The organism is Nostoc sp. ChiQUE02, from assembly GCF_034531305.2.
Lineage (GTDB): Bacteria > Cyanobacteriota > Cyanobacteriia > Cyanobacteriales > Nostocaceae > Nostoc.
In genome coordinates, this window is sequence record NZ_JAVRBN020000063.1 from 1 (window position 1) to 20,965 (window position 20,965).

The 20,965-nt window shown below is 44.3% G+C and carries 15 protein-coding genes and 1 pseudogene; 10 read left to right on the forward strand and 6 right to left on the reverse strand.

Annotation, left to right across the window (positions count from 1 at the left end; all coding sequences use genetic code 11):
- Positions 1-94: 94 nt before the first annotated feature.
- The 3 genes and pseudogenes from RM347_RS32190 to RM347_RS32200 form a co-directional block, all read left to right on the forward strand.
- A pseudogene (locus tag RM347_RS32190) lies at positions 95-457 on the forward strand (PstC family ABC transporter permease); the annotation flags it as partial.
- On the forward strand, positions 450-1,292 hold the full coding sequence (gene pstA, locus RM347_RS32195) for a phosphate ABC transporter permease PstA (RefSeq protein WP_322715932.1): 843 nt from the start codon (positions 450-452) through the stop codon (positions 1,290-1,292). The pseudogene RM347_RS32190 and the gene pstA, both read left to right, overlap by 8 nt.
- Positions 1,289-2,113, forward strand: a complete 825-nt coding sequence (locus RM347_RS32200) for a phosphate ABC transporter ATP-binding protein (protein ID WP_322715931.1) — start codon at positions 1,289-1,291, stop codon at positions 2,111-2,113. Before pstA ends, RM347_RS32200 begins: the two co-directional genes overlap by 4 nt.
- 206 nt (positions 2,114-2,319) lie before the next feature.
- Here RM347_RS32200 and RM347_RS32205 read toward each other — a convergent pair whose 3' ends face one another.
- Positions 2,320-4,977, reverse strand: a complete 2,658-nt coding sequence (locus RM347_RS32205; RefSeq protein WP_322715930.1) for a tryptophan halogenase family protein — start codon at positions 4,975-4,977, stop codon at positions 2,320-2,322.
- Entirely contained in the window at positions 4,962-6,464 is a 1,503-nt protein-coding gene (locus RM347_RS32210) for a tryptophan 7-halogenase (protein ID WP_322715929.1), read from the reverse strand. The genes RM347_RS32205 and RM347_RS32210 overlap by 16 nt, the downstream gene beginning before the upstream one ends.
- Positions 6,465-6,667: 203 nt before the next feature.
- Between RM347_RS32210 and RM347_RS32215 the strand changes: the two genes are divergently transcribed.
- The 3 genes from RM347_RS32215 to RM347_RS32225 all read left to right on the forward strand — a co-directional run bounded on the left by RM347_RS32215 (position 6,668) and on the right by RM347_RS32225 (position 12,543).
- Positions 6,668-8,437: an MBL fold metallo-hydrolase gene (locus RM347_RS32215; protein WP_322715928.1), complete on the forward strand. Its 1,770-nt coding sequence runs from the start codon at positions 6,668-6,670 to the stop codon at positions 8,435-8,437.
- Positions 8,437-10,752 (forward strand): lantibiotic dehydratase, encoded by a 2,316-nt coding sequence (locus tag RM347_RS32220; RefSeq protein WP_322715927.1) that lies wholly within the window; start codon positions 8,437-8,439, stop codon positions 10,750-10,752. The genes RM347_RS32215 and RM347_RS32220 overlap by 1 nt, the downstream gene beginning before the upstream one ends.
- A gap of 309 nt (positions 10,753-11,061) precedes the next feature.
- The gene (locus RM347_RS32225) at positions 11,062-12,543 is read left to right on the forward strand and encodes an MBL fold metallo-hydrolase (RefSeq protein WP_322715926.1); all 1,482 of its coding nucleotides are present in this window, start codon (positions 11,062-11,064) and stop codon (positions 12,541-12,543) included.
- 104 nt (positions 12,544-12,647) lie between these two features.
- Here RM347_RS32225 and RM347_RS32230 read toward each other — a convergent pair whose 3' ends face one another.
- Positions 12,648-13,895 (reverse strand): alpha-L-fucosidase, encoded by a 1,248-nt coding sequence (locus tag RM347_RS32230; RefSeq protein ID WP_322715925.1) that lies wholly within the window; start codon positions 13,893-13,895, stop codon positions 12,648-12,650.
- 24 nt (positions 13,896-13,919) lie between these two features.
- Positions 13,920-14,213 (reverse strand): hypothetical protein, encoded by a 294-nt coding sequence (locus RM347_RS32235; RefSeq protein WP_322715924.1) that lies wholly within the window; start codon positions 14,211-14,213, stop codon positions 13,920-13,922.
- A gap of 76 nt (positions 14,214-14,289) precedes the next feature.
- Between RM347_RS32235 and RM347_RS32240 the strand changes: the two genes are divergently transcribed.
- Positions 14,290-15,255, forward strand: coding sequence for an aldo/keto reductase (locus RM347_RS32240; protein WP_322715923.1), 966 nt, complete (start codon positions 14,290-14,292; stop codon positions 15,253-15,255).
- A gap of 115 nt (positions 15,256-15,370) precedes the next feature.
- Here the strand turns inward: RM347_RS32240 and RM347_RS32245 are convergent, their stop codons facing one another.
- Positions 15,371-18,100, reverse strand: coding sequence for a CHAT domain-containing tetratricopeptide repeat protein (locus tag RM347_RS32245; protein WP_428850653.1), 2,730 nt, complete (start codon positions 18,098-18,100; stop codon positions 15,371-15,373).
- 295 nt (positions 18,101-18,395) lie between these two features.
- Here RM347_RS32245 and RM347_RS32250 point away from each other — a divergent pair, with 295 nt between their 5' ends.
- Together RM347_RS32250 and RM347_RS32255 are read left to right on the forward strand one after the other, a co-directional pair.
- Positions 18,396-18,533 carry a hypothetical protein gene (locus tag RM347_RS32250; RefSeq protein ID WP_322715921.1) on the forward strand — a complete coding sequence of 46 codons (138 nt, stop codon included), beginning with the start codon at positions 18,396-18,398 and terminating at the stop codon, positions 18,531-18,533.
- 790 nt (positions 18,534-19,323) lie between these two features.
- Positions 19,324-19,557, forward strand: a complete 234-nt coding sequence (locus RM347_RS32255; protein ID WP_322715920.1) for an EF-hand domain-containing protein — start codon at positions 19,324-19,326, stop codon at positions 19,555-19,557.
- A 309-nt stretch (positions 19,558-19,866) separates the two neighbouring features.
- On the opposite strand, the gene RM347_RS32260 is transcribed toward RM347_RS32255, so the two are convergent.
- Positions 19,867-20,250 (reverse strand): hypothetical protein, encoded by a 384-nt coding sequence (locus RM347_RS32260; RefSeq protein ID WP_322715919.1) that lies wholly within the window; start codon positions 20,248-20,250, stop codon positions 19,867-19,869.
- A gap of 217 nt (positions 20,251-20,467) precedes the next feature.
- On the opposite strand from RM347_RS32260, the gene RM347_RS32265 reads away from it, so the two are divergent.
- Positions 20,468-20,905 (forward strand): YidH family protein, encoded by a 438-nt coding sequence (locus RM347_RS32265; RefSeq protein ID WP_322715918.1) that lies wholly within the window; start codon positions 20,468-20,470, stop codon positions 20,903-20,905.
- Positions 20,906-20,965: the final 60 nt, after the last annotated feature.

The window sequence follows — 20,965 nt, forward strand, 5'->3', positions numbered from 1 at the left end:
TAAACGGGCAACCAACTTTCTAGGTGCAATTTATCTGGCTGCTTCTGTCATCTGGCTCAATTGATGACACGCCCTAACAGCACAAGCCAGTTTTTCTGAAGTCCCGACTGAGTATTTACAGGGTGCAGCTGCTTTGGGAATTTCTCGCTGGGCAACAATCAGAAGCGTTGTTTTAACGGCTGCTAAATCTGGTATATTTTCTGGTTTGATTTTAGGAACGGGACGGGCCATTGGCGAAACGATGGCAGTCTTGATGGTTTGTGGCAATGTTGTCCAAATACCCACAAGCTTATTTGACCCCGTTCGCACCCTCACTGCCAATATTGCTTTAGAAATGGCTTATGCCACAGGAAATCACCGTTCAGCATTGTTTGTCAGTGGCTTGTTGCTGATGGTGGCGATCGCCGCTTTAGTAGGCGTTGCCGAAGTTATAAGCAGGAAAAACATTTATGGCTAAAAAATCGCTTCCACTACCTACCCTTGTCCTTTGGGCGATCGCTTTATTTGTTAGTGCCGTTTTCTGCTGGATTTTAGGCGATATCGTGTGGCACGGTGTAGGGCACATTTCCTGGGAATTTTTGACAACTGAACCTCGAAATGCGGGACGCGAGGGAGGAATTGCCCCAATTCTGATTTCTACTTGTCTGATATTGGGGGTTTGTATGGCGGTTTCTCTCCCCCTTGGTGTTGGTACTGCCGTATTTTTAGCCGAGTTTACAGCCACTGAAAGTATCTTTGGGCGTTTAGTGCGTCGCAGTTTGGATGTGTTGGCAGGAGTACCATCTATTGTTTTTGGCTTGTTTGGCAACGCCTTTTTCTCGATTAAGTTGGGATTGGGCTTTTCGATTTTGTCCGGTGGGTTGACTTTGGCTTGTATGGTGTTGCCAATCCTGATTCGTTCCACAGAAGCAGGATTTCGGGCTGTTCCGGCTGAGTATCGATTAGGGGCAGCCGCTTTGGGATTATCACGCACCACCACATTATGGAAACTGCTATTACCAGCAGCGACACCTGGGTTAGTTGTAGGTTTAGTGCTGGGAATTGGTAGAGCGATCGCTGAGACCGCCGCACTGATTTTTACCAGTGGTTATGTAGATCGAATGCCAGAGTCATTACTCGATTCGGGGCGATCGCTATCGATTCACATTTTCGATTTATCAATGAATGTAGCTGGCGGGGATGCTAACGCCTACGCCTCTGCCTTGGTGTTGTTGATTTTATTGTTGCTGGTAAATGGTACCGCAACGTGGACAGCCCAATTTTGGTTAGGTAGGAGGATTACATCTTCATGAACAAATTGCAACTTACACAAAATTCTCGGTTATCTCTGCCTTCAATGCAAACCGAGCAACTGAGTTTATATTATGGCAAAAAAGCTGCTTTTACAGACGTAACCATGCCGATTGCAGCAGGTAAGATTACTGCACTGGTGGGGCCTTCTGGCTGTGGCAAAACCAGTTTTTTGAGTTGTCTCAATCGCTTGACTGATTTAATACCTCATACCAAAGTTGTAGGAAGCATTCGTTTAGATGGTTTAGAAATTCTCAATCATCGGATAGATGCGTTAGCTCCGCTCGCCGAAGGCATCGCCCTACGTCGGCGTGTGGGTACAATCTTTCAAAAACCCAATCCTTTCCCCTTCTCAATCTGGAAGAATCTGGCATTTGGGCTACAAGAACACGGGATCAAAAACCGCGAAAAACTTGATTGGCTGATTGAAACCACGCTTCAAGATGTCGGATTGTGGAACGAAGTCAAGGATCGACTTCATACCTCTGCCTTATCTCTGTCTGGCGGACAAAAGCAGCGTTTGTGTATTGCTCGTGCTTTAGTTCTGCAACCAGAAGTTTTATTATTTGATGAACCCTGTAGTGCCCTCGATCCGATTTCTAGTGGGGTAGTTGAGGATTTAATTGCCAGTTTGCGAGAACGTTACACAGTGGTAATTGTCACCCACAACCTCGCTCAAGCTAGACGCATTGGCGATTACGCTGCCCTGTTTTGGGTACAAGCAGAAGTGGGAAGATTAATCGAGTATGGTACAGTCGAACAGATTTTTACCTCACCACAGCATGATTTGACGGCTGGTTATGTGAATGGTATTCGCGGGTAGTTTTCACATCATTGCAATAGACATCTTGCAAAAATATATCTTTGCACTTTTAACTTTTAGGGTAAAGGGTAAGGGGAAAGGATTTTGAGTTTCTTTACCCTTTTCCCCCTCACCCCGACAAATGCAAGAAGTCTAATAATTGCAGTAATCCTGTCTAAAATCCGTCTAGTTAACTTTTATATTTTTAAATTTTTCTGCCCACTTATTTAGGCAGGAAGCCAGGTGTGTAACCAACTATCTCGGCGCTTTGCGAAGTCGTAAAGCAAATCTTGCCGTTTTTCGCGCAGGCAGGAGAGGGCTTGATGTTGGGGCATGGCAGTGCTAGCTAGCCCTTTGAGAATTGTGAGTTGGCGTTGCCAAGTGGCTAAATCTTCGACGGGTTCCACAAAGCGGGCGGATACCTGTTGCCCAGCTAATAATGTGTCATAGCAGTGATCGTCAGAGAAAAACTCTGGCGGATGCAGTGTATAAAACATCGAATTTCGATAAGATAAGGGGGCCCGCTCACTAAACAATGCTAATCGCTCTGCTGCGCCAGAGATATCTGTGTCTTTATTGGCTGCTTGCCAGAAGGGAGTAGATAGACGGCGATTGAACTTGTAGTGAATTCCGAGAAACCAACGCAGGGCATCCCAACGATCGCTAATTTTGCGGTTGAGTACAGATTTCACTCCCTCATCTTGCTTTGATGCTGGAAAGTTGGTAAGTAGGAGTTCCAATTCGAGAACGATCATGTGGATGGCTGTCGATTCTAACGGTTCGACAAACCCATAAGAATTGCCGATCGCCACAACGTTGCCTTTCCAAAAATGCTCATGCCGCCCGGAACGAAACTTCACAAGCCAAGGATCGCCCATCCCCGGATTTTTGGCACGCATTTCCTCTAGGGCTTGATCGGCACTACAAAATGCTGAAGAAAACACATATCCCCGATGATCGGCATCCTCAAAAGGAATATTCCAGCACCAACCATTGTTCATGGTTTCGGCGAGAGTGTAAGGTTTAATGGTGCCATTATGAGGGACGGTAGCAGCGATCGCTCGATCGGTGCTGAGGGTATCTTGGTAACTCACGAATTTTGAGCCAAGTTTTTGCTCTAGCAACATCGAGCGAAAGCCGGAACAATCAATATATAAATCGTAAGTTAGTTTACGCCCATCCTCAGCGATTAGATGGCTAATGGTTTCACCATCGGCAGACATCTGGGCATCAGAAATTTGCACATCAATATGTTGTATCCCGGCAGCGATCGCTTCCTCTTGTAGATAACGAACAAACCGCCGATTATCGAGGTGATACGCCCAGCGAATCTGGTGAAGTAGAGACAACGGAGTACCATCGCCCCGATCAAAAATGGGAGCGCGATCGCCACTCATCAGCATTGCCCCTAATGACTGATTATTCAGCGTTGAATCATAGAGAAGCGATTCTAGCAAGCGTCCGCGCTGAAACGGAAACGTAAATTCATAATCACCGGGTAGTCCCCACTGGAACTTAATTCCCAGCTTCCATGTAGGAAGCACGCGCTGATAAAAATCAACGATGTCTAGCCCTAAAAAGCGGGGACTATGGAGAAACTTAACGAGTTCAGGAGTAGTTGCCTCGCCCACACCAATCACCGGGATAGCACTCGATTCCAGCAAAGTCACCTTGATATCTGGTCTGAGAGCGCGAAAGGCTAAAGCCGTGAGATAACCAGCTGTACCACCACCCAAAATGCCCACCGTTTGGTAAGGATCGGCTGCTGCACGGATTGTAGCATTGGGTGAGTTCGGCCAGATCCGACCGATTTCTTGGGCAGCCGCAGCGATCGCAGTTCGTTGTAGCACTCCCAACGGTTCATCTAATTGCGATGTACACTCCTGACATTCACCACTAGGAAGTAGCCGCTTGACGGTGCGTAGGCATAGCCCGCCGTAGGCATCGCCTTGCCGACTAATTTTCACAACGCTGGTTGCGCGAGTTGGCGTTAAGTTCAAACCTAAGATGGAAATCGCTTCTTTAATACAAGCCTGCGCTATGGAAGGCAAAAGTGGACTATCTGCCTGGGCAAGGATGGGGGTTGACAGTTGCGGCAAAATATCCTGTAAAACCGATGGAATAGCTTCTAAGGTAATGACTCGACAACCAAAACAAGCGGTTCCCCGAATGACTGTTGGGCCGATGAGTGCTGTTTCTGGGGAAGCAGTGACAAATAAACACGGTGTGCCACTGGCTAGGGCTGACTTGTTGACATCAAATAGTGCTTGATACGGTACACCTTCCAAAGCACAGATTACAAAGTCGAATTCTTGAAAGAGTTCACATAGCCCAGAAACACTCACAGCGTCTAGACTATTTTCAGACACTTTCAAAGAGCCATTGAGAAGTATCCGTTCTTGCTGAATGGCGAGAAATTCCGGCGTTTGACAGGAAGCAAAATCTGTGAATGACAAAGCGCGGTGATTTTGAAAACCTGCGGTAGCAAAGGTTTGATTGAGAGTATCGAGTAACTGGTGATTGCCTAAAATAGCGATCGCCTTTTGGCGTACTTGTTCAGGGACTATTGGCAATTCCCAATCATAATTTGGGGGTGCAGTTGCAGTTACTACTTCCTCTACGATATGCAACTTACTTAAAGCCAAGACGATCTCATGTAAATAGTTGCGATCGTAAGAATTTGCAAGTTCAGCATAAATTGCCTCAAGCGATCGCACTCCATCGATCAGCGCCAGCAGTTCGCGGATGGTGTTAGCACCAATGCCTTCGAGGACGAATGCTTCATTGCCCACCCAGCTACAAACTTCACCCGTCTCACTGAGGATTAAATGGGCATTGGGGTTAAGGCGAGGCACTTGGGGAATGGTATTTATGAAGTCAGCCATTGACATTTTCTTTCTTTAACAACCTGAATCGCCTCATGGATTGATAAGGCGTTAGTACACTGCTTGGTGAAATAGTTTTGGATTTGTCGCCAACGATCTAAATCTAAAGTGTCATTGTGGCATTGATACTTCGTAGCCACTCGTTGACCCATGAGCAGATTCAGATAACCGTTGTATCCAAAAACACTATTGGGGCGGAGCAGAATTTGACCAATGCTTGATGGGCCATTGTGTTGAAAAAAGTCTACTATTGCTTCTGCATCACCAATATCAGTTTGATGCCAGCAGTGTTGCCAGAATTCTGATTCTACTCGGCGATTGAATTTAAAGTGAATCGATAAAAAATCACGAATATCATCCCACTTTTGGGCGATCGCTCGATTCGCAAGATTAATTAATGCTGGGGTGGGTTGCTGGTCGGAATCAATCAACACATCGCACACAAATTTGATGGTTTCACCAATCATGTGTAATCCTGTCGATTCTAGAGGTTCTACGAAACCGGAAGCGTTGCCCACAGCGACGACATTATTTACCCAGAATCGTTGATGTCGTCCTGACTTAAACCTAATAAGACTATGCTCATCACTCATCAGAGGATTGTGACGTTTCATCTCTTGTAGAGCATCATCATCATTGATAAAAGCGGATGAATATACATAGCCACGGTTGACTTTATCCGGCAAATCAATTTGCCAACACCAGCCACTCTGCATAGTTTGGGCAGTTGTGAAGGGGTTGATTGCATCATCTCGCATCCATGTGCCTGTGACAGCAGAATCGCAAAACAAGCTACTGGCAAAACTGCAAAAGGGTTCTTGCAGAATATCTCCTAGCAACGCCGAGCGAAAACCAGAACAATCGACGAATAGATCGCCAGCCTGCATTGTGCCATCATCAAACTTTAGTTGGCGAATATAGCCATTTTCGGCGACTTCAATATTTACAACAGGTTTATCAATAATCTTGATACCAATTTCTGTTGCTCTTCTTTCTAAATAAGAAACGAAACTAACATTTTCAATATGGTATCCAAAGCGTTCATCAACTACGAAATCCCCATTTTCTCTACGGAAGCAAGGCGACTTGTACTGCTCCATCAACAGTGAGTAAAGGCTGGATTCTGTCGTTGAATCAAGGCAATAGTAAGCAGTGCTTTTGCTCAAAACACTGAGTTTATCTGCCAGATGAGTCACAAAAGGATAGTTGAAGTGAGACTGGCTAGAATCTCCCCAAATAAACTTAATTCCTAGTTTCCAAATAGGTTGGGTTTCTTCATAAAATTGCTCTCGATTTAATTCTAAGTACTGATGCAGAAACCAAGGTATCCAAGCGGTAGTCGCTTCACCCACTCCAATTATGGGGATGGTTGTGGAATGGACTACGACCACGTTCAAAGCTGGCATTTTCACCTTTAATGCTAAGGCAGAGAGAAATCCAGCACTTCCTCCGCCAAAAACTACAACATTGTGTATTGTCTTTTCCACACGTATGACCAGAAATGTTAATGATAACTATCTAATCTCAGTAATGCTCTAGATTACAGTATGCAAGCTTAATCGAATTTAGGAATTATTTGCTACCAATCTTAGCAATTGATATTTACTTCTTAACTTCTTTAAACATTTCCATCTTTTGCTGTTTAAATCGGCTAGGATTTTTTGACAGTACAGCTACGGAAACAATTCTCATGCGTGTCACTATCTGTGGTCATGCTGCTTTATACATCGAAACTACGGATCAACGCATCTTGCTCGATCCATGCTTTTCGGATACACTCGTCGGAGGCACGCTTACGTACTATCCGGGTCGGGTATTTGAGTTAGACAAATTGCCAAACTTAACAGCTTTGGTGGTAACTCATGGACACTTCGATCACTTTCATCTAGAAACGCTTCAGAAACTACCGCGCGAACTGCCCGTAATTACTGCGGATGAACCTGCACTAGTCGAACAGCTGCAAAAGATTGGGTTCTCAAAAATAATTATCTGTCAACCTTGGCAAGCGATCGCTCTTGGACAAACTTACTTGCTCCCCACTCCTTCAGACCACGAAGAACCGGAGTTTGGGCTATTAGTTCGAGATGCAACGGGGACATTCTGGCACATGGCAGATGCAGAAGTGACGGCGAAAATTGGCGAACGAATCACGCAAGAATACGGTGCCATCGATCTAATTTCAACCAAGTATCAGCCAGTAGTGCGTTCCAGTATGGGCTATCTGCGCGGTATGGGAGCAACCTTTGATAGACAAGGGGTAGTTAGTTGGTTGGAAGCGGCCTGTGCTTGCAACCCTGCTTTGGTTTTCCCTTACGCTTCTGGTCTGTGCTTTAGTGGTCGGCACGCCTGGTTTAACCGCTATGCGTTTCCCTTAAGTTCAGAAGAAACAGTTCGCTTGTTGCAACGTCGGCTTGGTTCCCCAGAGCGAGCGATAACGGTGCGTCCCGGTGATGCGATCGAGCTGCGATCTGGGCAGTCCCCGCAGCGACATGAACAGTCATGCGATTTTGTTCGGGCAAAGCCATCTCCTGAGTTGCGTTGGGAACCAATCGATATCAGCACTCTTACAGGATTGTCCACACCTGAAGAACGGCGTAATTTGCAAGAAAAACTGGATACATTGCTGGCAGGATCTTTTATTTCGTGGTTTAAACAAAAGGTCAAACAAGCTGATAGCAGCTGGGCTAGTTTCCCTGCCGAGCAGGTTGTTTGGCAGTTAGTGGTTCATGCTGGAGATGGAGAACGGCTAAATTATGCCATTGATTTTCGCTTACAGGATTTTTCCGTGTTAGCGGGTGAGCATCCAGAAGCAAACTTCTTTACCCACATCGCCGGACAAGCTCTTGACGATGTGATGACGGGTAAAATGCCAGGGCTAATTTTTTGGCTGGCGGGTGAGGCTCGTAGTTATGAAAAGGTCATTTGTGTACGCAATGGTCGTTTCGAGTCGCCTAAGTGGCCCAAAACACCCGAAGATTTCCCATCAGACCCACTTACTTACTATCTCCGTCATTTTGGGACTGGAGAAACTTCTCTCGTTGAGTCTGAATTAGCTGATGGTGAGTTGGAGAAAGCATCAAATTTCCCCGAAAGTAGCGATGATATTCAGATTCTCACCCGCTTAGGTGAGAACGAAGAAGTGATGAGTAAAAAAGTCCTACTGGCTTATTTGGCAGTTCAAGAAGCAGAGCGCTTGGGGCTGAAGATTTCGGATGCGGAAATTCAAACAATGTCTGACTCCTTTCGAGAGCAGTTTGATTTGCTCGATAACCACGATACAGAGCAATGGTTAAAGGAAGCAGGATTGAGTCTTGAGGGATACTCAGCTGTGATGCGAGATTTTACCGCAGTACTGAAGTTGGAGCAACATTACACTAGGGCGATCGAGCCACTGCTCACCAATCATCGCCGCGTGGCTACAGCGAGATTTACCCGCTCACCACGGGATATCAACGATTGATGAATCATCCCAGTAAACAATTTGAGCTTAGCCCCGTTGGCATCTTGCGGGCTGCTGCTTGGCCAATTGAGAGTATTCAAGGTTTTGGCAATCAAGAACTCGCAAGCCTAGCGTTAGCAGCCAGCCGTACAAAGGATGCTGATATCTGGAAAGAATATTCAACTGCATATCAGCAGGTGCATGAAGACAATCGCCAGCAGCTTTGGCAGATGACCGCAGCAGATTCATGGTTTATGAAAGCCCTGCTGTTATCTAATCCCTCTCTCGTCACGGAGGTGCAGCGTGTAGCTTTACAAAGGCAGGGAAAACGGACTAAAAAAATTCGCCATCTGGAGACAGCGCTGTATCGTTACCTAGCACGGGCTGCGGGACGAACGACACCTTATGGTTTATGGGCTGGTGTAAGTTTAGTCGAGTTTACTAAGACAGCGCAGCATAATCAGGCAGAAGCTCAGTATTCATTTACACCTGACCTCCGTCCTTTTCAAACAATATTGCGATCGCTAGCTCAACGTTCAATTTATCGTCAAAATGCAACTTGGCGATTGAATCCTACCTTGAAGCGACAAGCAGATGGTTCCTGGCGCTTTTGGGGACGCACTCCAGAGGGGTTAGTTGAGCAGCGTGAAATCGAGTCTCAGGAAATTGTAGACATCCTCTTGGAAGAACTGACTAAATTGGAGCTAGGAACATTAGACGAACTAACCAAAACAGTGTCAGCCTCACCTCGCTGGAACCAGGCAGCCGGAATACAAGATATTCTACATCTCTTCATTGATGGAGGTGTGCTTTTAGGCGGACTTGACTTACCCCAGCGATTTGAAAATTGTTGGGAAGCATTAGCAGTTGTGGCAGACAAGCTGATTGAGCCGGATCGCGGTCTTTGGAACAACGCGATCCAAGAACTGCATTCCCTTTGCGATACTCTGGCGGCAAAGCTTGATTTCATGTCTCTGGATGCACTTGCGGATTATCTACAACAAGCAAAAACCTATATTCAAGAACTCGCCCAAGCCCTTGGTGTTTCACACGTTGAGCTATCCGATCTAGTGCTGCACTGTGATTTGGGGCTACCGTTTCGGATTAGCATTGATGAGGCGCAGCAAAACATTTTGCTGCAAACACTCGCGGATTACGAGCGCTGCTGGATTCAGGGTGCGAGTCCAGCTTCGGCAATGCGGATGGCGTTTCGCGAGCGGCTGAAACAGGAATTTGCGGCGGGTATTGCACTTGGCGGTCTCAAATCCACCCTGGTTTCCGAAATGAGAACAGCTCATCGCCATCCTGAAGTCATCACTCGGTTGCAGGTGTGGGAGCGATCGCTGTCGCAAAATAAAGAGGTAGTCGTTCTCGAAACCAGTAGTAATTCGCCAAAGTCGGCTCTGTCCACAGCCCCTTTCGGTTGCTTGTTCGCGGGTTTATTCGAGTCTTTCCAACTGGTAGTTCATGGGATTAGTGACGATCCTGTGCAAATATTTGCCCGATTTAAAGACTTACTCAATGGAAATAATTTACTACATTCTTGGTTTCAACAGAGACTTGACTGTTTAGCAAGCCAACATCAAATTCAGGTCGCAGAATTACAAAGTCCCTTTGAGCCAAACCCAAATGTGCTAGCTCGTCCCAATTTCAACATTCTTCCCATTGAGTTGTGGGGCGCGAATAAAGATAGTTTATCTCTAGTCGATGCAAAAATCTTTCTAGATCCAAAAACACAGTTGCCCTTTTTAAAACTGCGATCGGCTTCGCACAACCCTGTTGCAGTGTTTTGGTTTTCCTTGGCTGCGGTTAATGCCCGTGACCCCATCTCTGAGCAGTTACTTTGGACTACTTTTCAAGATAACCCGATGGCAATCTTTCGCGCTGCTACAGTGCCGATGCAGATTGAACTGACTGCACCTCATTTCACTCCTCGTGTTCAGCTACCAAAAGAAGCGATCGTCCGTCCTCGGCGGACAGTTTTGAGTGGGCAAGTCTTAGCAGAACTCGTCCAATTGACTGGAATAGAGCGCTTTGCCAAATGGCAGCAATTAGCTGCTGAGTATGACTGGCCGATGCTGCTCAATCTGCAAATAGAAGATAAGCCTTCACTCCTTTTACATCGGGACAGCCCTTTAGCCCTGGAGTCCTTTTTCAAAAAAGACTTACAAAAACACACGCGATGGCTAATTGTAGAAGAGTTAGTCAATCAACCTTGGCTAGTTGACTCTAAAGGGCAGCATTATATGGCAGAACTTGCCTTACCCTTTGCCCGTACCGAACATGGGTGGTCGTCGCGTAGAAATGAAACGCCGATTATGAACGTGGCTGGCTGAAAAAGAAACAGGACTTACGAAAATCGAACTACAGAAGATGCAGAGGACACGGAGGAGAATAAGAGTTTTAGAGATGTCTTGCGTAAGTTCTAAGAAAAGAGAAATAGGCGTACAGCAACTTATTCCGTGCTTTAGACCCCCTTAAAAAGGGGGACTTTGATTCCGGTTCCCCCCTTTTTAAGGGGGGTTAGGGGGGATCAACAAATGCCTCAAATTACAGCCAACCACTTTTAAAACATCACCTTAAGTGCTTTAGGCCAGGGGTAACGTTAAATTGTAGATTTTTAACTTTTAATTAATAACTTGCTTATGATACGTCAAAGATTAAGCAGCAGCATTAAATTTCAACTCATCTATCAGGACGAAACCAAGTTTGGTAGTGCTGTGACTGGACAATGTGACACCACCATCCGTCGCTACTGCGCTAGCATCACAGCACACCGCAATCGATATGGTCTTGCAAATGTGGTGGCTTATGCGCGTGAATTACTGGCACAGACAATGGTTCCGGGTGGTCTGGCAGATTTGTATCAGCGTCCTAATATCCTTTTAGAAGATTGGCTATATCCCGATCCCAAAGCCGTTAAACCCGTTGCGCTTGAGCTAGAACGCAATATTGGCGAAGGCGAAACTATCGTCATGCAAAAATTATCTCCCAATCTCCTATCTGACCTAGCTTTATATCTAGGGGAATGGCAAGAAGGAAGTAATGCTCCAACTACAACCATTGCTCGCGAGTTATGGAACGCATTGGGTGATTATGGCGCACTGGTTGAAGTTAACGAACTATCCGTCAAACCGCAACTGGGCCATGCCACTTTTGTCGGTCACTCCACCCTCCGGCTCAGTGATGGCAACTTTAGCATTCTCTTCGATCCATTTCTGTTGCCTAAGTCTGAAGTTTATCCGCCAAATTACCAACCCCTCAGCTTAGAGGAAATGGGACAACCCGATGCAGTATTTATCACCCATTCTCACCCCGATCATTTTGATTTAGGAACCTTGTTACGAGTTGTTGCTAACACACCAATCTTTGTTCCCGAAGTTAAGCGAGAATCTGTACTGGCAATTGATATGGCGTTGCGGCTGCGTCAGCTTGGGTTTGAGAATATTCACACACTACGCTGGTTTGACGAAACTCAAATTGGTGGAATGCGAGTGATTGCCCTGCCCTTCTATGGGGAACAGCCAACGGTTGCTCAAGCCCTCCACCCAGAGATTCGCAATGAGGGCAACACCTACCTAATTGAGTACTGCGATCGCCGTGTTGCGCTCACAGCAGATTCAGGGACTGACTGTCTAGGAGATGTCAAAAAACTCGCAGCCGTAGCCTTAGAGCGTTATGGTTCCCTTGATACTTTATTTGGTGGATATCGAGGTTTCGGACTGTATCCGATTCAGTATCTCTTTTCATCAGTCGCTCGCTATCTTCCTTTTGTGCCAGAGAAAAGCTGGCAAGTCCGCCAACAGATGATGTGCGATGCGGATGATTTAATTGATGTAGCGGAAATTTGGAATGCCAAACAAATTGTACCGTACTCTGATGGCGGTGCGCCTTGGTTTTGGCAGCGCGGTCTTGGCCCTTGTCTTGATGGATCGCAAGCACATATTATGGCAGTCGATCCAACCCCAGAGCATGTTTGCCAGATAGCAACTGTGCGCTCTGGAACCCGCAAAGATGGAGCGATCGCTTCTCCTGTATCGATTTGCTTGCTTCGCCCTGGAGATGCCCTTGCGTTTGCTCAAGAGGATACACAAGTAGTTCAAAACCAATCTTGGCCATATCTTTAATTAACTTACCACTGCATCGGCTCTTATAGGCATGATGGGGACGGCTTTTTGGCTGCGCCTACCCTTGGGGTTTCCTCTAAGAATACTGAATTTACATTAATTACTCAAGAATCAATATCAATACAAATCACTGTAACGTATGGATTAATTACTGATTCCGGTACATCAATTGTTAATTCTCCTAACGGATTAGAATTGAGGATAGAATCAATAATTGCACAGCGACTTGTGTAGTTTAGTGCTGTGCCGTCAGCAAGAACAAACACCGATTTTACTTGTTTGATTAGTATACCCCTAACTGATATTGTTTCGTAAGGTTTCATTAATAGGTGTAGATAAATGCGATTGCCCTTACGAGTTGAGGAACCATAAAATTGCCACGGTTCTAATCCTGGGGTTGTATCAAGTATACTTTCAGAGTGGCTCTCCATCCAATCTGCTATATCTTTGAGACGCTTTAACTGCTCAGGAGGGATTTGTCCATTACCCATTGGACTAACATTGAGTAAGAGGTTCCCTCCTTTGCCTGCTACTTCGCAAAGGGTATGAATCAATTGACGAGAGGATTTGAAATTGCGATCGTCTGGGTTATATCCCCAACTCTCGTTAATAGTCAGACAGGTTTCCCAAGGATGATCCGGTGGATGAGGAGGAATAAACTGCTCAGGAGTTTCAAAGTCTCCACAATTTGGTAGGCGATCGTTAATGAGAATATTCGGTTGTAAATCACGAATCATTTTTGCTAATTCTTGAGCCTGCCATTGCTCTGGAGTGCGTTCCCAACTTCCGTCAAACCAAATGATGTCAATTTGACCATAGTTGGTCAATAATTCTCGTATCTGATTGAACATAAATTGGATATATCGCTCCCACTGTTGCGCTGTAGGTTGAGGTAGCTGGTCAAAGCGATAAGGTTTATCTGCTTCTGTAAAAGCTGGATAGTCTGGATGATGCCAGTCACTAAGCGAAAAATAAAGACCAATACGCAATCCCACAGAGCGCATCGCTTCGACATATTCACGTACAATATCTTTTTTGTAAGGTGCAGATGCAATTGAAAAGCCTGATTCTTGGGTATGAAATAGGGCAAAACCATTATGATGCTTGGTTGTTAATATGGCATATTTCATTCCTAGACTTTTTGCTAAATCTGCCCATTCTTGGGGATTATATTGCTGTGGATTGAAAGTATTAGCTGTGTAGTGATATTTTTCAACTGGAATATCTTTGCAAAAAGGAAGGCTGAATACACCCCCAACTAACGGCCAAGATAACTCACATCCTTGTTGAGAACTATGTCCCCAATGAATAAACATCCCCAATCGAGCTGTATCAAACCAGTTATTCATCATGGTGAAATTTGGCAATAATTCTGCTTAATAAAGGAGAAATAGCTCCCTTTGCATATTAGTACATATACAGATTTTGATTGTTATTATTTGTTGACTGAGGTGAAAATGCGTAGGCGTAGCCCGCCGCAGGCATCGCTCTCTTAGCGAGGCGTAGCCCATCGCCCCCTTTTCCCTAGCACTAGAGACAAGCGCTTGCTTGGCGTGGGTATAAGGTAAGGTGTTATGTAAATATGTATGCCTCAAAATCTGCCGTACCGATTGCACAGGTGCGCCTTGGTCTAAACTATGGCTAGCATAGGCGTAGCCCGCCTTTGGCATCGCCCTATAAAAGTTTCTTAGAGGAAACCTCTATAGTTGGCACAAGAAATTCTAAAACTGTCTTGAGAGAAAACTTATGGTTATTACACAAATACGTAAACTTGGACGTTCAGAACTAGAAGTATCACCACTATCTTTTGGTGGCAACGTGTTTGGCTGGACAATTGATGAGAATAGTTCATTTGAGATTTTAGATCGTTTTATAGCGGCTGGAGGTAATTTTATTGATACAGCTGATGTGTATTCCAAGTGGGTTACAGGAAATCAAGGCGGAGAGTCTGAGACAATTTTAGGAAAATGGCTCAAGCAGCGTGGTCATCGTCACCAAGTGGTGATTGCAACTAAGGTTGGCAACGATATGGGTGTTAAAGGCAAAGGGCTTTCTCGTAAACACATTCAACAAGCTGTTGAAGACTCATTGCAAAGGTTACAAACCGATTATATTGATCTATATCAATCACATATCGACGATGAAAACACTCCACTTGAAGAAACTCTTGAAACCTACGCAGAATTGATTCGTCAGGGAAAAGTACGTGCGATTGGTGCTTCAAATTATAGTGCAGAGCGTCTATTACAGGCATTAGAAATTAGCCGTCAATATGGCTATCCTCGCTACGAAAGCCTTCAGCCCCGTTATAACTTGTATGACCGAGATGGTTATGAGCAGGGTTTACAACAAATCTGCCAAGAACAAGAAATTGGTGTGATTAGCTATTCCTCTCTGTGCAGTGGCTTTCTCTCTGGGAAATACCGCTCAGAAAAAGATTTGTCTATTAGTCTTCGTGGTAGTTCTGTAAAAAGATATTTAAACCCTCGTGGTTTGCGAATTCTAGAGGCAATTGATCGGGTGGCAAAGACCTATAATTCTACTCCTACTCAAGTTTCTCTAGCGTGGCTCATTGCTAATCCTACCATTACCGCTCCCATTGTTAGCGCAACAAAGGTTGAGCAACTCAACGATATCATCAAAGCTGCCAATATAAAGCTCGACCAAGATGCTATTGACCTTCTCAATCAAGCCAGTTCCTCAGACAGCTAGTACCGCTACCTTGAAAGTCAATAGTCAACAGTTATCCCCCAAATCGCGTACTATTTAAGCCAATACGTTAACAGGGAAAATGAAAACATACTCAATTAACTTTCGAGAAAAATAATTATGGTTGACCAATCAATATAAAAGCTGCCCAATCTAATGAGTAAGGATAATGTTTCATTGTAGTCAACATGGCTTGACGCAATGCTGCTGCTTTATCAGTCTGGTGTTGAATGTTGCGATAAAACTCGGTCATTAATAAAGCAGTTGGTTCATCGGGTACTGCCCATAATGAGACTACTACACTAGGAACTCGCGCAGCAACTAAGGCACGAGATAACCCTACTACTCCATCTCCAGTAATTTTACCTCGCCCGGTGTTGCAAGCACTGAGAACAACTAGTTCAGCGTTTAATTTGAGGTCAAGAATCTCACTGGCAGTCAGGATACCATTTTCTTCTGTGGAGCTTTGCCTTTGGACTGTAGGATCGGGAGCTAGAGCGATCGCACCTGGTACTCCTAAGCCGCGAAAGTCGCTCAATAAGCCGTGGGTAGCTAAATGAACTAGGTTTGAATTGCTCATTTGTTGAATCACCCTAGATTTGTTAGCATTCGCACCAATCAGGGCTTTTGTCTGGAAAATTTGAGCGATCGCTTTGGCTTCTTGTTCAGCACCAGGGAGGGGTGGCAATTCTTCGGCTGGTTCGCCTACTTGAGTGACAATTTTCGGCATAGTTGGATTGCCGACAATCAAATTTGAGTCAGAATTCTTACTTGCGCCTGACTTTTTTCGTAGTTTATATGTGATATCTAAAACTTGAATGGAAGGTGAAATTGAAATGGTATGCTGTTCAATTAAGAATTTACCTGTGGTATCTTGAAGCGTGGCAAAAGGAACGAGAAAAAGCGATCGCTGAGGGATCAATATTACACGGGCATTTGCGTCTTGAGGAAGCAGATCGTTAATAGGTTGAATCAATAATTGATGGAGTTGATGTAAGGGGTTTTTATCACTTACGGAAGATGTGTTACTACTTCTTTCCAAAGTAGGATTTCTCATATTGAGCAACTCACGAGTTTTAGAAACTAAATCTGTTACCCCTTTTGGATAACAAAATTGGGGATTTTGACACTGCCAAAGAGGTTTTAGATCGACTCGACGGAGAGTAATATTGCCTGTGGGTTGGACAACCCAGATTAAAAGTTCAGATTCGTGAGTTTCTAGCTTTCCCTCAACTAGAAAATTTCCCGGCACGATGGAATACTCTACCAAAGTTGCATGATGATTTTGAGCAACTTTTTTAATCTCTGCAATCGTGGGTGAAGCAAGATTTGGAGTCGGCGCTTCTTTTTGGGTAGGAACAGCTAAAAGGCGACGAGAGAGTAATTCGGCAAGGGCACGCCCCCGCCCTCGCTCAGATACTTCTAAGGCGGTTTCAGGTTGGTTTTGGGCAACTAATACGGATTGCAGATTGCTATAAGGTGCATTCTGGGTTTCAAAGATGGAGATTTTAAAGCCATCATTACTGCCTAGCCTAGCTCGCAAGGATTCCCAAATTTCAATTGCTTCTTGGAGGGTTTTGGCTGCCCCTGCTAGGTTTCCTGATTGGAGGCGAACTGCTGCGGCATTAATTTTCGCAATGCCTTGTTCTTGATGGTTATTGCGCGAGGAAGCATACTGAAAATATTTCCCGTAGGACTCTAGGGCTTTGTCAAGGTTGCCCATCTGAAAGTAGACGAGTCCTTGATTACCACGAATGCGATACAGAATATCGGCATCGTGTAGCTTCTCCCAAGAAATTTTCCAACCTTGCTCGTAAAGGGCGATCGCTTTGTTATAGTCTCCTTGAAAATAAGCTACTCCTCCTAAATTTGCTAGGGCTTCAGCTTCGGAACGCAAGTCTTTAAGTTGACGAGCGATCGCTAAACGTTGCTGGTGATAATCGCTAGCTTTTGGATAGTCGCCTTGATTTTGGTAAATAATGCCCAAGTTACCCAAAGCAAATGATTCTAGGGATTGCTCCTTAATTTGCTGGGCTAGGGTTAACGCTTGCTGTTGATAGTCAATCGCTTTTTTTGCATCTCCCACAGCTTGATAGAGAATCCCCAAGTCGCTCAGTGCTTTGGCTTCCCCTGCTTTATCTTTAATTTTTCGAGATAAAGCCAGACGTTTTTGGTGAAATGTGATCGCTTTTACATACAAGTCTGCTCCATAATAAGCATTGCCTAAATTTCCTAATGCTTGGGCTTCTTGGGTTTGTGCTGTGTTGCTATTTTGTTTGCGATCGTGAATTAATGTCCAATAATCATTTAAATAATCTATCGCCTCAGCATAATAATTTCCTTGTTGGACATGAGCAAGCCCCAAATTTCCTAAAAGAATTACTTCTAATTCTGAATAAGCATTTTGTTTACTAATTTCTAATCCTTGTTTATAGTAATTAATTGCTTTGTCATACTCGCCTTGCAGATGGTGAGATAATCCTAATGCTGCTAAAGTTTTAGCTATTTTATGTGCATCTCCACTAGTGCGTGCTACATCTAAATCAGATTCAGAGATAGACTCGTTTGAGAAACCATCTAGGGAAAAGTAGGCAATTCCAGTATTGCTAACTCGTTCCCCTTCCCATTGCAGATGCTGAAGAGGTTGGTAGAGCGTGAGAATTTGGACTTTTTGAGTAGTATCTGGAATAGAATCGTTTTTTGGCAGTTCTCCCAGCTTTTGAATTTTATTGTGTGTAGCTTTCTCTAAAGATTTGGCAGTAATAATTTGCTGCCACATTAAAGTTAGCAGAGCCAAGGAAACGGGAAGAAAAAGAGTTAAACTAATTTTTTTAAGGAATATTTGCATAAAACTACGCAGGCAAATTTTGGTTGTGTAGCTGTGTTAATCAGAGCGCTAAGGCTTTCATTACGATGCTTTCCAAATAGTATTAGGCAACAAAGTTATTCTTTGAGAAGCGTGACAGCATCTGGTTTCAAGTATTCCCCTAGCAGTGCACTTTCTAACAACTTCTAGTAAAGTGAATCTGGGCACGAGTTTTTCCCGGATGCTCTGGTTGTCCTGCTAGAACACCGATTCAGTAATCGCAAAACAAAAGAAAAATCAGCCCTATAGGACGGGAGCATATTCAAAGACAAATGAAATGACCACTTTTCTGATTCGCATTAACCGCGATACAGGGAAACGTGGGGCTAAGATGGACTGGGCATTGGATACCAGTTGTCAGATTGACGGGCAAAGGAATTGGTCTATCAATAATCTACGTTCCGATCTGCGTTAGCGAAGCTTAACGAAGTTATCGCTACAATTAGGGACTTCCAATTAAAAAAATATCCCATCGCTTTGAAGGCAGGGGCTAGTAAGTCAAAAGGTAAAAGTAAAAAGTAAAAAGAAAAGAATTAAATTTCAAGACTTCATCAGTTCTCTTTTGCCTTTTGCCTTTTTACTTTTGACTTCATCTTGGGGAGGTAGTGCGGTCTTCTCTACGAGACGCTGCGCGATGGGGTTTCCCCAAGTAGAGCAACTGCCGTGGAGCAGGGGGCAGGGGGAGGGAAAGTTGTTTTGAAAGATTGAAATTGGATAATTTATTTTTTGGAGTTCCCTTAAAGCTTTTATTACTCAACGGTCAATACGGTTCGGATAAGCTCTTGAGGCAGGGGGGCAGGGGGGCAGGGGAGCAGGGGATGCAGAGGAGGCAAGAGGATTATTGTTCAGTAATTCTTCTCTCCCCATGCTTCTTTTCTACCGCTGCCTCAAGAGCCTGCCTCAACCAAAAAATTCCTTAACCGAACGGTATTGACTCAACGGTATGCCTGCGTTACTCATCTGGGTGAGCGCGGTACGCCTGAAGCTGTGGCTACTCACGCCAATTATCCCAGCCTGTTTACAAGCTCCTCTCAAAATCCTAGAGGCTGAGTCTTCGCGTAAACCCTGTAACCCACAGCGTACACCCGATCTAAGCCCCAGCAATAGCCGTTTCTACGTCTAAAGATACAAGTTTATTTAATTTTGAGAGATTAATCACAGATTAATGAGATATTAAGTTGAAAAACTAATTCAGATAGAAACTTATGACAACCGAGCAAGAGCTTCAATCTCTTTTTAATACCTTAGATAGCGATCAAGACGGCAAAGTATCCATTAATGATCTTTTTTTAAGTCCTGGCTTAAGTGCAATCATTTCATCAGAAACAAATACCAGTAGTCCCCAGGAATTGCTAGTAAATTATGATTCAGACGAAGACGGTAGTATTACCTTTGAAGAGTTAAAGGAAGCAGTTGAGAAAGCAAATAATTTAAACTAGCAACCCAATCCCTAACACCCAATACCCAAAAATCCCTCTCTAGCACACGCTTTGAGGGATTTGCAATTTTCATGGTCATTGGTGACTCGCTAGCCCAAAAGAGATGACCTTGGACAGGATTTGCGATAACAGTATTTGTTCCTTTCCTATTAAGGGATTAATTCCTCTTGTCATCTCAAAATAAGCGAACGTACAGCGATCAAGGCGTTAATTCCTTTTACTGCCTCAAAATCAGCGAACGCACAGTTATTTATGGGGATATTAATTTTTAATTTTTAATTCCCCGAAGGGGGCACACTGGCAAAAACTTTAATCCGAACAAGCATCAGCTAGGTAGGCAGTAGCATCGTCTGCGAGTGCGACGATCGTTTCCTGACTGAGTGAAGGCTCAGAAAATAGAAAATTCAAAAACATCTTTTTCTGAAACCTTAATGCCTCAACCACAAAAACACCTGGAAACGCCGATGCTGAAGCTACAGCATTAATTTCTTCGAGTTCAAATACTCCATACTGATGAGAAATATTGACTAAACCAAGCTTAGTGACTCCAACGCTAGCCATTACTTGATTTAGGAGTATCCCCCTCGTTGCCACTGCTAGTCCAGATGCTAGCATCATGCTAAATAGATCGTTGCGCTGGATATTCGTAGCGATTTCTTGTTTCACATCGCGTGCTAAATCCCAAAAAGACATACTTGGTTTTAGGGTGTGAAATGTAAAAGTCGATGAAGCTAACGACCCCATCTGCAACGCCATGATGTAAGGTAACAATCAAAAAGCTGACTGTTGATTCTTTTGGTTCGCCAACAGGCTGAACCAATACAGCACGCATGAGATATTCAAGACCCCCCCTTCCCCGTCGTAGTACCTTAGTTTTTAAGGGATTTGATGCTTTACCTGTGCGGTTCTAATGAGTCAGCTACCCATAAACTCAGAAACACCTGAACAGTTGTCTACCAATGACTTAGCAGGAGATCGGACAGAACTAGCTAAATACCGCAGTCGGGCGGCAGCAGACCGCACATTAATGGCGTGGATACGCACCTGTCTTTCGTTGATTGGTTTTGGTTTTGGTATTCCCACCATTGTGAGTGCGATTGAAAATACTCGTCTTAGTCATCATCTTAACCCAGTCAAATTTTCGGTGATTGTGGGGTTGTCTTTCATTGGTACAGGAATGTTGGCAATGGTTTTAGGGTTAAGAGAACACCATCGGTTACTTAAACAAATCCAAAATAATCGCTATACCTACGAAACCTCTCACAGTGCGGAAATTATCGGAGTGGCTTTACTCATAATTGGCTTAGTTAGTTTTATTGGTGTGCTAATTAGGGCAATGAATTTATAAATTAACCTCTCCTAAAGAGGAGATAGAATTTCGGGGCTTTTGTTAAAAATTACATATTCT